The 13207-nt window shown below is 39.8% G+C and carries 18 protein-coding genes; 5 read left to right on the top strand and 13 right to left on the bottom strand.

The window, feature by feature from the left end:
• Nucleotides 1–28: 28 nt before the first annotated feature.
• The 3 genes from ABD006_RS11045 to ABD006_RS11035 all read right to left on the bottom strand — a co-directional run bounded on the left by ABD006_RS11045 (nucleotide 29) and on the right by ABD006_RS11035 (nucleotide 1586).
• Nucleotides 29–799, bottom strand: coding sequence for an enoyl-CoA hydratase/isomerase family protein (locus tag ABD006_RS11045; protein WP_343840890.1), 771 nt, complete (start codon nucleotides 797–799; stop codon nucleotides 29–31).
• A gap of 63 nt (nucleotides 800–862) precedes the next feature.
• On the bottom strand, nucleotides 863–1036 hold the full coding sequence (gene rpmF / locus ABD006_RS11040; RefSeq protein WP_044157285.1) for a 50S ribosomal protein L32: 174 nt from the start codon (nucleotides 1034–1036) through the stop codon (nucleotides 863–865).
• 34 nt (nucleotides 1037–1070) lie between these two features.
• The gene (locus ABD006_RS11035; RefSeq protein WP_343840889.1) at nucleotides 1071–1586 is read right to left on the bottom strand and encodes a YceD family protein; all 516 of its coding nucleotides are present in this window, start codon (nucleotides 1584–1586) and stop codon (nucleotides 1071–1073) included.
• Between the two features lie 190 nt (nucleotides 1587–1776).
• Between ABD006_RS11035 and ABD006_RS11030 the strand changes: the two genes are divergently transcribed.
• On the top strand, nucleotides 1777–2988 hold the full coding sequence (locus ABD006_RS11030; protein ID WP_343840888.1) for a nucleotidyltransferase: 1212 nt from the start codon (nucleotides 1777–1779) through the stop codon (nucleotides 2986–2988).
• A gap of 53 nt (nucleotides 2989–3041) precedes the next feature.
• Here ABD006_RS11030 and ABD006_RS11025 read toward each other — a convergent pair whose 3' ends face one another.
• Together ABD006_RS11025 and ABD006_RS11020 are read right to left on the bottom strand one after the other, a co-directional pair.
• Complete coding sequence (locus ABD006_RS11025; protein ID WP_343840887.1) at nucleotides 3042–4058, bottom strand: SepM family pheromone-processing serine protease; 1017 nt, start codon at nucleotides 4056–4058, stop codon at nucleotides 3042–3044.
• 2 nt (nucleotides 4059–4060) lie between these two features.
• On the bottom strand, nucleotides 4061–4846 hold the full coding sequence (locus ABD006_RS11020; RefSeq protein ID WP_343840885.1) for a patatin-like phospholipase family protein: 786 nt from the start codon (nucleotides 4844–4846) through the stop codon (nucleotides 4061–4063).
• Nucleotides 4847–5020: 174 nt separating this feature from the next.
• Here ABD006_RS11020 and ylbJ point away from each other — a divergent pair, with 174 nt between their 5' ends.
• Nucleotides 5021–6220 carry a sporulation integral membrane protein YlbJ gene (ylbJ, locus tag ABD006_RS11015; RefSeq protein ID WP_343840882.1) on the top strand — a complete coding sequence of 400 codons (1200 nt, stop codon included), beginning with the start codon at nucleotides 5021–5023 and terminating at the stop codon, nucleotides 6218–6220.
• Between the two features lie 21 nt (nucleotides 6221–6241).
• On the opposite strand, the gene coaD is transcribed toward ylbJ, so the two are convergent.
• Both coaD and rsmD read right to left on the bottom strand, forming a co-directional pair.
• Complete coding sequence (gene coaD, locus ABD006_RS11010) at nucleotides 6242–6724, bottom strand: pantetheine-phosphate adenylyltransferase (protein WP_343840880.1); 483 nt, start codon at nucleotides 6722–6724, stop codon at nucleotides 6242–6244.
• Complete coding sequence (gene rsmD, locus ABD006_RS11005; RefSeq protein ID WP_343840878.1) at nucleotides 6721–7293, bottom strand: 16S rRNA (guanine(966)-N(2))-methyltransferase RsmD; 573 nt, start codon at nucleotides 7291–7293, stop codon at nucleotides 6721–6723. The genes coaD and rsmD overlap by 4 nt, the downstream gene beginning before the upstream one ends.
• A 436-nt stretch (nucleotides 7294–7729) precedes the next feature.
• On the opposite strand from rsmD, the gene ABD006_RS11000 reads away from it, so the two are divergent.
• Entirely contained in the window at nucleotides 7730–8113 is a 384-nt protein-coding gene (locus ABD006_RS11000; RefSeq protein ID WP_343840876.1) for a DUF7147 family protein, read from the top strand.
• Between the two features lie 56 nt (nucleotides 8114–8169).
• Here the strand turns inward: ABD006_RS11000 and ABD006_RS10995 are convergent, their stop codons facing one another.
• The 6 genes from ABD006_RS10995 to ABD006_RS10970 form a co-directional block, all read right to left on the bottom strand.
• Nucleotides 8170–8523 carry a YlbG family protein gene (locus ABD006_RS10995; protein WP_343840873.1) on the bottom strand — a complete coding sequence of 118 codons (354 nt, stop codon included), beginning with the start codon at nucleotides 8521–8523 and terminating at the stop codon, nucleotides 8170–8172.
• The gene (locus ABD006_RS10990) at nucleotides 8489–8929 is read right to left on the bottom strand and encodes a YlbF/YmcA family competence regulator (RefSeq protein WP_343840870.1); all 441 of its coding nucleotides are present in this window, start codon (nucleotides 8927–8929) and stop codon (nucleotides 8489–8491) included. Before ABD006_RS10990 ends, ABD006_RS10995 begins: the two co-directional genes overlap by 35 nt.
• 103 nt (nucleotides 8930–9032) lie before the next feature.
• On the bottom strand, nucleotides 9033–9272 hold the full coding sequence (locus ABD006_RS10985; protein WP_343840867.1) for a YlbE-like family protein: 240 nt from the start codon (nucleotides 9270–9272) through the stop codon (nucleotides 9033–9035).
• 12 nt (nucleotides 9273–9284) lie between these two features.
• Complete coding sequence (ylbD, locus tag ABD006_RS10980) at nucleotides 9285–9668, bottom strand: spore coat protein YlbD (protein WP_343840864.1); 384 nt, start codon at nucleotides 9666–9668, stop codon at nucleotides 9285–9287.
• A gap of 102 nt (nucleotides 9669–9770) precedes the next feature.
• On the bottom strand, nucleotides 9771–10850 hold the full coding sequence (locus ABD006_RS10975; RefSeq protein ID WP_343840861.1) for a CAP domain-containing protein: 1080 nt from the start codon (nucleotides 10848–10850) through the stop codon (nucleotides 9771–9773).
• A 113-nt stretch (nucleotides 10851–10963) separates the two neighbouring features.
• Nucleotides 10964–11395 (bottom strand): CBS domain-containing protein, encoded by a 432-nt coding sequence (locus ABD006_RS10970; protein ID WP_343840858.1) that lies wholly within the window; start codon nucleotides 11393–11395, stop codon nucleotides 10964–10966.
• A gap of 181 nt (nucleotides 11396–11576) precedes the next feature.
• On the opposite strand from ABD006_RS10970, the gene ABD006_RS10965 reads away from it, so the two are divergent.
• Nucleotides 11577–11954 carry a YugN family protein gene (locus tag ABD006_RS10965; RefSeq protein WP_343840855.1) on the top strand — a complete coding sequence of 126 codons (378 nt, stop codon included), beginning with the start codon at nucleotides 11577–11579 and terminating at the stop codon, nucleotides 11952–11954.
• A 170-nt stretch (nucleotides 11955–12124) separates the two neighbouring features.
• Nucleotides 12125–13183 (top strand): sporulation integral membrane protein YtvI, encoded by a 1059-nt coding sequence (ytvI, locus tag ABD006_RS10960; protein WP_044157263.1) that lies wholly within the window; start codon nucleotides 12125–12127, stop codon nucleotides 13181–13183.
• Nucleotides 13184–13207: the final 24 nt, after the last annotated feature.

Here is a 13207-nt window from a genome sequence, read left to right as displayed (position 1 = left end):
AATCTATGCAAGAAACAGGTATGGTAGACTATTTTTTTCGGTCCCTGCTGAAAAACGCTTCTACGGCTTGTTTGTGTTCATCCGAAACCCATAAACGTGCGCAGTTCTTCACTTCCATATCCATGTCATCAGCCAGCTGATCGAAAGAATACTGATTTATGTATTGCTGTTTAAAGGAATTGAGTTGTCCCCTTTGTTTCTCTATAAAAGGTTTAACAAGCTCATTTATATCCTGACCTTCTGAAAAAAGCTTCTGTATCCATCCCATCTGCTGTAATTGCCCGGCATCTCTCATATCTGACTCAAGCAGCCATTGATAAGCCAACGAAGGCTGCATTCTTTTATACAAAAGAACTCCTCCACCCCATCCAGGTGTTATTCCGAGCTTTCCCTGAATAAACCCGTGCCTGGTGTTCTTCTCAGCGAAGCGAAAATCACATGCCGTAGCAAGCTCGCAGCCGCCTCCTCTTGCATCTCCATTTAATATACAGATGGTCGGCAAAGGAAAGGAAGCAAGCTTATAGAGAACGGTTTTCAGACTGCGTAATTGTTCATAAGCCTTAGCCTCATCCATAGCCCCATGGAAATCATACAAATCTCCACCGGAACAAAAGGACTGATTACCTGAACCGGTGATAACTAAAAATTTCAACTCTTTATTTTGCGATAGATTATCTAAAATCTCATTTAATTCCTGTCCCATTTTCAGAGAGACTGCATTCCGTTTTTCAGGACGATTTAGCGTAATCTTAGCGAAATGGTTCTGTGAATCATATTCATAGCGAATCGTATCAAACAAAAATATCCCCCCTATTTAAAAAAAAGAGGATGCCTCGTTATGAGACATCCTCTTTGCTGTTCTTTACTTCTCAACTACCTCTTTACCATCGTAATGTCCACATGAAGCACAAACATGGTGAGATTTTTTATATTCACCACAGTTTGGGCATTCTACCATGCCTGGTACATGTAGCTTTTTATGTGTACGACGCATGTTCTTTTTCTTTTTAGAAGTTCTTCGCTTTGGTACTGCCATGTGTTACACCTCCTTAATATAAACAAAACAACGATCAGTCTTTCTGGTTTGATGAATCATCAAAAAACTGATTTAACTTTGCAAGTCTTGGATCTATTTTTGGCTCTTGTTTGGAATTCTCATCAACCAGATTCCAGCCTTGACCTTCATCTACAGTTTTCTCTTCCACATCATCCGCAAAAACTTGCAAAGGGACTTCTAATAAAATATTTTCCTTAATATAAGGCGTTAAGTCAAGCACTTCCCCATGAACTTCATGTATTTCATCTTCTCCCTCTTTATGATAAGGAGAAGTGGAAAACATCTCGACTGCCTTAATCGTAAAAGGATACTCCACATCCGCAAGCGTCCGGGCACAAGGCAGAATCATTGTCCCTGATATGGTTAAATCAAAAGTGATCTGATTTCCTTGTGTTGTTGCTTCACCTTTCACATGAACGGGTGGGATTTTACGAATGTCATTGTTCAGCTCTTCCAATTCAGATACGTCAACATCTTCTTCTAATGGAAGAGGTGACTTTGCTTTGATTTTTTGAATCGAAATTTTCATGAATCATCACCTCATGGCAACAAGAGTTATTTTAAAAGGAAAAGCGCATTTTGTCAATATTTTTTCTTAACAGGTCTATCTTATTCCGATAGCTTTTTCCTCACATGGTTTTCTCCCTGATTATACTTGACTTTTCCCGTCAGTTCCTTCTCAATAGAACTAGAGTAACGTGTAAGGGAGTATATGAATCATGAAGGCTTGTGGTTTAATTGTCGAATATAATCCATTTCATAATGGCCATGTCTATCATCTGGAAGAAGCAAAGAAAAAGACGAACTCGGATGTTGTTATTGGTGTGATGAGCGGCAACTTTCTTCAGCGCGGTGAACCAGCAATCATCGATAAATGGCATCGTGCGGAAGCAGCTCTAAAAACAGGGATGGATCTGGTACTCGAACTACCCTATGTATTCGCTGTACAGCATGCGGATTTATTCGCAAAAGGAGCGATTTTAACTCTGGACAGTTTAAATGCTCACACTGTGGTTTTTGGAAGTGAACTGGGAGATATTGACCCATTTATTCAATCCTATCAACAGTATAAACAAAAGGAGGAAGATTATAAGACTATTCTGCAGGAGTTTTTAAGAAAAGGCTATTCCTTTCCTGAAGCCGGCAGAAAGGCTTATGAATACATTGGATTAAAAACGGATCATTTGGACCTGACACAGCCAAATAATATCTTAGGTTTCAGCTATGTAAAAGCAATCTTTGATGAGAAAAAGACCATGAAACCTGAAACGATTCGCAGAACAAAAAGCGGTTATCATGATCAGGAAATCAAACAGGACATTGCGAGTGCCACAAGCATTCGAAACGAAATCTTAAAAACCATGGAAATTCAGGAGCCGGTCAAAGACTCCATCCCGCCCGCAACTTACCATGTACTTACAGACTACAAAAAGAAATCCGGTATGTTTCACCACTGGGAACCCTACTTTCCCTACGTACAATATAAAGTCATAACAACCAGCATTTCAAACCTTCAAGCAATACATGGTATGGAGGAGGGGCTGGAATATCGTTTAAAGAAAACCGTTAAACAGGCCAAATCCTTTCAGCACTGGATGGAGCTCATTAAGACGAAAAGATATACGTGGACAAGATTGCAAAGAATGTTCGTTCACCTGTTAACCAATACAACCAGCGAAGAGATCAACATCATTCAATCACTGCATGTAGCTCCATACACACGGGTATTGGGAATGACGGAAAAAGGGAGAACCTATTTACATTCACAGAAAAAGGATATGGACACCCCTCTTCTTTCGCAGCTTCAGCAGGGGGCTCACCCTTTTCTGGAAATCGAGGAGAAAGCGGCAGACACCTATTACCTGCCCGTTCAACGTTCCAAACAAATGGAAATGCGAAAGCGGGAAGTCGGCCCGCCTATAATTATATAGAACCACCAAAAAGGGATTGACTTCGCATGTCAATCCCTTTTTAATTTATAAATTCATTCTATCTTTTCCAGATAATCGACGGCATCCTGAAACGTATCTACGGGGACAACCTTCATACTGCTCTCAATCTCTTTTGCCGTTTGGGAGGCTACTTCATAATTAGAATTTTTCTTTCCGCCTTCATTCGGTGCAAAAAAGATGTCACACCCATCGTTTTCAGAGGCTACGACCTTCTGATCAATACCTCCTATACTGCCAACTTTACCATCACGATTAATGGTCCCTGTACCACATACCTGTTTTCCCTTTGTGTAATCTTTTTCTGTTAATTGATCGAAAATTTCAAGAGTGAACATTAAGCCCGCACTTGGCCCCCCGATTTTCCGGCTGTTAATTTTCACTTCAGGGTCAGTGATAATACTTCTTTTCGTAACCAGGCCAACGCCCATCCCAACCTTGTCCGGCTGATCCGGAAATGGGGCAAGCTCTACCTGCTCTTCAATGTTTTCTCCATTGCGCCGGAGAACAATATCTACCATTTCTCCCTCTTCCTTATTTGTCACATACTCAACCGATTCCTCGGAGTGTTCAACCTTTTTACCATCAATAGAGATAATTTTATCTCCCGCTTTGAATACCTCACCTGCAGGCATGTCATCTTCCACATAAGATACATAAACCCCGTCATTTTCATAGGAAACCTCTAAGCCGGCCTTTTTAAAAGCAAGAGCAATGGCCTGATTTTGACTTGAATCCATATACTCCATTTGAATATGATTGTATTCTTCCTGACTGATGCCTTCTGGTCTGATTTCATCCAGCGGGTGAATATCATGATAGGGCTGCAGCATTGACCATAAATAATAGACAGGTGTTGCTTGTCCGCCCCTGACTGTTACAAGATGCATGTCTCCCCCGCTTTTATAACCATCTTCCACAGTTACCATAGGATCCAGTTCTGAAGCATTGCCCGGCTGATACACATAATAAGGTAACTGATAGGTTGTCAGAAAGATTACGATAATGAGTACAATAGCCATAACAGCTAATTGGGTTGATCGATTTTTCATATTTATGGGGTCTCCTTCCAGTTGTTCATCTTTTTTTGGATCACGTCGATATGCTTCAACGTTTCTTTTTCACCTTCCTGAATGATTTCTGAAATATTGGTGAATGCGCGTGAACTAAAACGTGATACGTCTGGTCGCAGCAAAACATCTGCATTTGCTGATCTGGCTTTTACCACTTCATCCTGCATAATATCAATGCTTTGCATAATGACATCATATATGGAATTCACTTCTGCAACCGATTGATAATGAGCACAGTCGACAGCAATGGTGATGTCTGCTCCCATTTCCTGTACAGCAGTAATGGGGACACGATCAACGACACCGCCATCGACAAGTAAACGGCCGTCCTTCCTTACAGGGACAAAGATACCGGGAATGGAAACACTGGCCCGGACCGCTTCAGCTGCATCCCCCTCTGTAAACACCACTCTTTTTCCCGAATGTAAGTCTGTGGCTACGATACTGACAGGGATGGGAAAATCCTCAAGCTTCCTGCCATGGGTAAATAATCGGACATATTCTTCAATGCGGTGACCTTGAAAAAACCCCATTTTCGGTACAGTAACATCCAGAAAGTAATTTCTTCTGGAATACTTGGCCGCTTGATATAGATGTTCAATGGACTGGCCTGCTCCAAATAAAGCACCTACTAACGCTCCCATACTGCTCCCGGCAATGTAATCAATGGGAATATGATAATCCTCCAGTATTTTTATAACGCCCAAATGTGATAATCCTCTGGCTCCCCCTGATCCAAGCACCAGGCCGATTTTGGGTCTTTCCAAGCTGACCACCCTTTGCTCTTTTTAAACATAATATGCATAACAAGCTTATTCATGAGCGTATATTGTATAGAAGTGCTTGTACGATGATGGCTAACCTTACTTCAATAACATTTTACTACCCTGGAGATGATTCGTACAGAATATCATATTAAATACTGCAGGAGGACGAACTTCATGAATGGAAAAGTAAAATCTATACTCTTTGCATCGGGAGCACTATTTATCGGGATTGCCATTATTCAAAATCCCAAGGAAGCACTTGATGCATCCCAACGCGGAATAAGTTTATGGTGGGAAATCGTTTTTCCTTCACTCCTCCCTTTTTTTATTACAGCAGAAGTTCTGATCGCCTTTGGTGTCGTTCGTTTTTTTGGCGTTTTATGTGAGCCTTTTATGAGGCCATTATTCAACGTACCAGGTGCGGGAAGTTTTGTCTGGGCAATGGGAATGGCCAGTGGCTATCCATCCGGTGCTAAGTTGACAGCCAGACTCAGACAGGAAAAGCAAATATCCAAAATAGAAGCAGAACGACTCGTATCTTTTACCAATGCATCCAATCCGTTGTTTATCATTGCTGCTATCTCCATAGGATTTTTCCATGATGAACAACTGGGAATTTTATTAGCTGTGTGTCACTATCTGGGAAATTTTTTCGTCGGTATCTGTATGCGATTTTATGGAAAAAAGGAATACAGCCATCAAATAAAACGAACCTTTTCTATTAAACGTGCCTTTCAGGAATTGCATGAAACCAGAATGAAAGATCAAAGGCCTTTCGGAAAAATTTTAGGTGATTCTGTTACCAATTCCATACAGACATTAATGATGATCGGTGGATTTATCATTGTTTTTTCTGTTATCAATCGTTTATTACTCTTAATGGATATTACACCTTTAATTGGTCAGCTATTTCAATCGATTTTTTCGATCTTCGGCTTACCTGATGTTTTATCCTTACCCTTTATTGCAGGCCTGTTTGAAATTACCCTCGGAGCTCAAATGACTTCTGAGACGACATCTACTTTATTGCAGCAAATTATCATTGTCTGTTTTGTATTAGGCTTTAACGGGCTTTCCGTACAGGCCCAGGTTGCAAGTATCTTAGCAGAAACCGATATTCGCTTTTTCCCATATTTTCTCGGCCGAATCTTACATGGAATCTTTGCCAGTCTATTAGCACTTATATTATTTAAACCTTTGTATGCTGATGTAAAGCAGACCACCAGTGGGGATGTTCCTGTTACGGATTATGTAAATGCCCCATCGTTCTGGAGTGAGACTTTGCACTATTTTCAGCATTATGGACCTGTGTTTACCCTTACCTTCCTGCTCATTGGTGTGCTGATCATGTTTAACAGAAGCAGAAATGGATAATTGGCTCTACACCTGAGCCTATTATCCATTCATTTTTTTGTATACTTTTTCACTGACGATTGCTGGAACGAAGGTTGAAATATCTCCATTAAATTTGGCAATTTCCTTTACTAAACTGGAGCTTACGGCAGAATACTCATCCTTTGTCATCATAAAAAACGTTTCAATTTCACCGTTCAGTTTTCGATTCATTAATGCCTGAGGAACTTCATATTCAAAATCACTGACTGAACGTAATCCCCGAATAATAACCTCAGCATTCCTTTCTTTTGCATAATCGACCAATAAACCTTTTGAAGCATCTACAGAAACGTTGGACCACTCTGCAGTTACTGAATTCAGCAGCTCTATTTTTTCTTCCAGAGAAAATAATGGGGATTTAGCCTGATTGTGAAGAACAGCCACAACAACGTGATCAAAAATCTTTGCGCAGCGTTCAATAATATCCACATGTCCATTGGTTACCGGATCAAAGCTTCCCGGGAAAACGGCTGTTTTTGTCATTTGTCCATTCCTCCTTCTATGACCTTAAATAAAGTGACAGAAATTGTACTGCCATACTCATCGGTCTTCTGTCTTTTCAATCGCTCAAAACCTTCTGGTAATCGATCATCAGTAGAATGCTCACATACTAGCATGCTTCCTGTTTGAACCAATTCCAATTCAAAAATTGCTTCAAACAGGCTTTCAAAGGAAACACGGTTGTACGGAGGGTCCAGAAATATCCAGTCAAAGACAAGATTTCGCTTTGAAGCTGCTTTTAGCGCTCGAAAAGCATCATTTCTGTATACTTCTGCCTGATCTGATATTTTTAAGCTATTAATATTTTGATAAATCGTCTGAATTGCTTTTGGATGTTTATCCACAAAGAGGACTTTATCCGCGCCACGGCTGATGGCTTCAATTCCCAGTCCACCACTGCCAGCGAATAAATCCAGCCCTGTTCCACCATCAAAATAAGGCCCAATCCTTTGAAAAATCGCTTCTTTCACTTTATCGGTTGTAGGCCGGGTATTTTTGCCTGAGATGGTTTTTAAAGGATGGCCTTTATATGTACCGGAAATCACTCGCATGTTCACGTCACCCCATTCATATTCATAAAAAACCTTTACAATAGTTTTATGCTACCACATTTGGATTTTAATGGCACCTTTTCTAAAAGCTAAAAGATGAAAAAAAATTTTTGCTCCCAAAATGAATAAGTTCTTTCATCAATGGTCACAATGATAGATGAGAACGAAATAAAATTCGTTCTAAAACGGAGAAGGCTTACGTTTCCCCATAAGTTCTTCCTCCGGTTTCTCCTCTCCCTTTTTTGTCTCTTTGTTGCGAAACAAAGAGAGCCTGCAGATATGTATCTGCAGGCATTTTTTTTAGAAAAGCGGAGGCGACCGGGTTAGGCCCGACGGCATAAGCAAAATTTCAAGTTTGATAAATGTTCATTTTTGTCATCATTCATGCTAAATTAGGTATTGGACATATTAATAGGGAATGAGGTGACATAAAATGATGCAGCGATTTATCCCTTTAGGAAACGGATATTCTGATATATATGAATTGATGTACATAGGCAGAGCCATGCCGGAGCGAGTACGGCATATGCTGGTGTTACATCCGTTCGATGAAAATAATCCTGAAGCTTCATTAGCTTTAGTGATGAAACCGACCAATCCCGGAAACTTTCAGCCCATCTATATTTGTCTGGAAGGAGTTCCGATTCCAAGTAAACGTTATGATTTATGGAGAGAACTGGCCGATGAACTCCAGCATGATGTGATTGAACTTACCGTGTCTCCTTCCGGTAAATTTAGTGATCAGGAAATATTTTTTCAGCATTTAATCGGCATATTGCGAACCAACCATTATTTACCTCGATTACAGAGAAGTTTTTAAAATTATTTCTTTAAAAAAGGTTCCCTGAGGACGTATCCCCGGGGAACCTTTTCAGGCTAAAAACCGTATTTAGATTCTTCTTCTTTTATTTCTTTTGCCTTTTCGTTTTCAAATTCTGTTCGGATAAATGGTTTATAAGATGGTTCAGCCTTTATAACAAAAGGAAGCTTTTGTAATTGTTGTAATTTATCCTCTGTATCCTCCTGATTCACATAAAGCAGCACATATCTTTGCTTTTTCGACATGGTTATGATATGACCAAACCTTCGAAGCTTACGTCCATTTTTTATGTTTTTTACCCAAACAAAAATTCCTTGCCTTTTTGTAAACATATCATCGTCCTCATCGTTCTTCAAAGTTTTATCCGGATAAAAATCAGGATGCGCAGCCGCAGGAACCACCACTTCCACAGCCACAACCACCTTTGTCTTTGAAAACTGCACCATCACGAGGAACTTTAATGGTTGAACTCACTTCTTCAGCCAAAATTCCGCTGATATCGTCCAGCAGGGCCTGTAGTTCTGTTTCTGCTCTTTTATATAAAGCAACCGTTTCGTGCATATCCATTTCACGTTTTACTGAACGTACTTCCTTGGTGATTTTACTATAATCCGGATGATAGCGTCCAAAACGCTGAACCTCTTCATATTTTTCTTTCATATTTTGAAAATCGGCGATAAGCTTCTGGGCCTCATCATCCTGCTCTAATTTATGTTTAGCTTCTTCATAGCGGTGCATGGTTTCGGACTGAAGGACCATTTGACCAATATTTTCGGCTTTATCTAATATGTCAACAACTTCCATTGTGGCTATCATGATTCCACCTCCACTTTCATCATATCAAAGATAACCGGAGATGAAAATCTTTTCCTATTATTTTCAATATTTTAACGACCCTCGTGTAATTGGATTTCCCTATCTAACCGTCCGTGTTCATATATTCGGACATAGAAAGCAGCATAGACAATAAATTTAGCTGTTCGCTTAATTTCCCGGCCTTCTGAGAGAACGTCTGACCATAAAAAGTTTTAGAGGTCTCTTCAAGAACATTTATGCGCTCTGGATTACGTGTAAGAATACGGTACCAGGATGGATTCATCCGGACAAAATGAAGAAGATCAGGGCGTCTTTTTAAAAAATGATAAACACTTGGCTGCATCCTTTCCCCTCCTTAATCTTTGCCAAACTTAAATGGATCAGGCCGGTGTTGCTGGGCACCCTGAGACCAGTCTGAGCCGGAATTTTGCTGCTGAAATTGCTGAATCAGGCTTTGAACATTGGAAATCACTCCATTCAATTGGTTCATCTGATCCTGCAGCTTATTCATATCCATATTATTCATCATGTTTGAGAGCTTTTGAAACAGCTCCTGATTATTGGCGCGTTTTTCTTTAGTTGCAGACCTTTGCCCATCTTCTTTAAAGTCGTCCCAATACTCGTCCTCTTCCCCGTAAAGCAGCCATTTTTCATAGTAAGGCTGCCAGCTTTCTTTCCGATTTCGTACGTGCTCAATTAATTTCGGATGTTTTTCAACGAATGACTTAAATTGTTCCACCTTGGGATGCAAACTGGACATTTGCTTTTCACCACCTGTGCACAAATAACTACTAGTATTTTATGTAAAACATCCAGCAATTGTGCAGGTGTGCATGGGCGATTATTGTATTTTTTGCAGAAAATTCTGGGTATAATAATCTCTGTAAACGCCTGTTCCTAAATGGGTGAAATCTCCGTTTAGCAAGGCTTCCCTGTGCCCTTTGCTATTTAACCATCCTTCTACAGCCGCTGCTGCATCCGGGTACTGAGCCGCAATATTTTCACCGGCTGATAAGTATTTAATTTGCCGTTCTGCCAGTCGTTCCTGAAGCCCATCTCCATCAGGTGCGTAATGGGAAAAGTAATTCTTTTTGGCCATATCCTCACTATGGGAAAACGCAACCTCTGATACAGGCTCATACCAGCTAAATGTCGTTAGTGAAAACCGTTTACGGATTTCATTGCTGAGAGCAAATATTTGTTTTTCCCTTCCTTCCTGTATGTTTTGCCACTCCTTATCTGAAAGGTTAATCTCCGGCAAATCACCTCTGTACTTCACTGCATAGGGCTTCAGATGCAATAATGTCTCCGCATCCAGTAACCTTACAGAGGAAAGTTGCTTTGTAAACGTATCAAAATATAATTGCATAAAACGCTGATCAGACAATTTTATCAATGGATTGCGTCGTTTTTCTTCTTCCTTTAATTGAAATTGATAACTCCCTCTGGATAATTCCATGTCAACCTTGGTTTGTGCCGGAAAGTGCTCCTGAACCTTGTCATAGGAATCGCCGATGGAAATAGGATCGATTGATAAACTGTCACCCGTGGCATAAATGGTTACAGCTTTCCCTTCCTTCATTCCTACCTGTATATACTGACCGGCTACATTTTCATAAACCCACCACTGATACCCGAATGGTGTAGGATCCTTACGAGTCGGCTGACCCAGAGTTTCAATAATTGATTCCCGATTAGCTGTGAACAGGCTGAAGAGCTCTCCTTCAAACTGTTGTTTAGGAGATGAATCTTCAGGTTGTGCCTTTTCGGTCTGTAAATCCGCTATATCAGGATCTATTTGAGAAATCTCTTCCTTAAACGAAAAAAGTAAATCCCTGGTTTTATTTATGATTTCAGGACGCTGTTCAATTATAAAAAAAAGCACAATCGCCAGTAACAAAATTCCGGTCATTTTCCTCATCGACACTTCCCTCCACTTCCGTTATACGCGAATTTATTTAAAATTATACATGATTCCATCTTCCAGTGTGGGATGAAAATAAAAAAACCGCCGAATCGGCGGTTTTTGATAAATTAATGAAGCTCATCACGTTTTTCGGAAATTTCGTTAAGGGCTACCCCGGCAGCATGGTCAGATTTCTTTTCCAGGGAAAGGTCACCTAAGGATACGATCCCAACCAGCTCACCATTATCGACAACTGGCAGGCGTCTCACTTGTTTTTCAGCCATAAGCTGGCTTGCCTCCTGTACATCAGTCGCAGGTGAAACGGAATATAAGTCATCACTGATTACTTCCTGTATTTTCGTTGATTCAGACTTTTTAGCAGCGTAGCCTCGAAGCACTAAATCCCGGTCCGTTACAAGCCCCATAAGGTGATTCTGATTGTCGGTGACCGGAATCACTCCTACATCCAGATCTTTCATTTTAACCGCTGCATCATAGAGGGTATCATCCGGACTGCAGCTGGATACGTCCCGAGTCATAATGTCCTGTATGGATTTCATACATCATCCTCCTTAAATAGTCTTTATTGGACAACAGACAAAGTGTTCTCCTTTCTTTATTGTGTCCATTTTGATACATATATTTCTGAAAAAATGGGGATTTCCAGTTTAAGAATTGATTAATCAGCATTTTTTTACTATGATGGATTTAGATTGAAAAGTTAAAATAGAGGTGAAATATATGAAATTAGAAGGACATGGTATTGAAGATTCTGTTGTAAATCTTAAGCCTTTGGATCATCTTATGGAGAAAGCCGGTCTTATTCGTGCATCCGGCTGGGATTATGAGCGTGTTACATATGATTACAAAATGGAAACCAATGTGAAGAATGTTACCTATTACCTTCGAATTCAGGGGTATGCCATTGAAGGTGACGTTGACAAAGGGAATGCCATTATTAAATTGTTAACGCCTCTTTTAGGAAAGCATTATTATCCTCATGGGATTGAATATGGGGATGGTGAAGAATTTCCTGAAAATATTGTTCAAAAATCAAATCAGATCCTTAAAAAGGTAAAAGAGTCCATTGATCAATTTAAAGTGGAAGAAAATGCATAATTGGACCATACGTGGCCTCTTAGGGCTTCCTGTGTATAAAGGGAAAGGCTATTGAATCCTTAACATTCAATAGCCTTTTTTTGTTAAATTTGTTCCATATTGATGTTCAAAAAGTTCTCCTTGTGCTATATTTAAGATAGAGTTTTTTAGAAGGGAGCCGCATACTTAAATTGTTCAATAAATTAACTAAATCACAATGGACAAAAATTATCCTTTCCATCATTGCTATACTCATCATCATTTTCATATTACCTGTATCTGTTCCACTGATACTGGCGTTACTTACCGCTTTTATATTAAACCCACTTGTTCGGTTATTAAAATTTAAATTTGGCATCACCCGGAAAATAAGTGTAACCATTATTTTTATTGTATTTTTACTGATTATATCCACGATAGGTACATATGTTACAACAAAATCCGTTGCACAGCTTGTGAAACTGACAGAGAATGCTCCAAATTACATAAACAATATTACGCATGTGGTGAACAACTTAGAATCAGATATGAATACCTTTACTCAAGGGATGCCTGAAGACTTTGTAGATGAAGTCACAACTACCCTGCACGACAATATTGGAGGAATTCGTGAAAACATAAACGAAACGATTACCATTGAAAATGTAGCCGGTATTGTCGCCAAAGTACCGGAATACCTGGTCAGTTTCCTCGTATATTTAATTGCCCTGTTTTTATTTATGCTGGAGCTGCCTAAATTAAGAAAAAATGCTTATTCTTTAATGAAGGAAGAAACGGCTGAAAAAGTAAGCTTTATGACCGCCCGTTTCTCTTATGTGATTGTAGGATTTTTAAAGGCTCAATTTCTGGTCAGTATCATCATATTTACCGTAAGTTTATTAGGGCTTTGGTATATTGCACCTGATGTAGCCATCATTATGTCAATTATTATCTGGTTAATTGATTTTATTCCGATCATTGGATCCATTATTATTCTTGGACCATGGTCCCTTTACATGCTGATCACTGGTGAATTAGCTATGGGAATTCAGCTAGGTGTGCTGGCCATTATTCTCTTAGCCATCAGGAGAACGGTTGAACCAAAAGTCATGGGACGACACATGGGCCTGTCCCCTCTTGTGACACTCATTGCCATGTATTTAGGACTGAAATTGATTGGTATTTTAGGTTTCATCATTGGTCCACTATTAGTCATCGCCTACAATTCCGCCAGAGAAGCCGGAATTATCAAATGGAAAATAAAAATATAGTTAAGAACAGCAAAGGAGCTGTCT

This window comes from Salinibacillus aidingensis (assembly GCF_039522525.1).
Classification (GTDB): domain Bacteria; phylum Bacillota; class Bacilli; order Bacillales; family Alkalibacillaceae; genus Salinibacillus; species Salinibacillus aidingensis.
This window is presented reverse-complemented; position numbering and strand designations above follow the sequence as displayed.